1 protein-coding gene is annotated in these 309 nt (G+C 60.8%); it reads right to left on the reverse strand.

What is annotated here, in order from left to right; all coding sequences use genetic code 11:
- Window positions 1–309 (reverse strand): AAA family ATPase (locus tag CYJ76_RS11950; protein WP_144043120.1); only part of this gene is annotated, 309 nt, incomplete at both ends.

The following is a 309-nucleotide window of genomic DNA, read 5'->3' on the forward strand; positions in this document are numbered from 1 at the left end:
ACCCGCCACGATGAACAGCACGTTCTTCGTATCGAACTGGATGAACTCCTGGTTCGGGTGCTTGCGGCCGCCCTGCGGCGGAACGGCGGCAACGGTTCCTTCCAGGATCTTCAGCAGGGCCTGCTGCACGCCCTCGCCGGACACGTCGCGGGTGATGGACGGGTTTTCCGACTTGCGGGAGATCTTGTCCACTTCGTCGACGTAGATGATGCCGCGCTGAGCCTTCGCCACGTCAAAGTCGGCGGCCTGGAGAAGCTTCAGCAAGATATTCTCTACGTCTTCACCGACGTAGCCGGCTTCGGTCAAACT

The sequence above is a fragment of the Kytococcus schroeteri genome, from assembly GCF_002847825.1.
In the GTDB taxonomy this organism is placed as follows: Bacteria; Actinomycetota; Actinomycetes; order Actinomycetales; family Dermatophilaceae; genus Kytococcus; species Kytococcus schroeteri.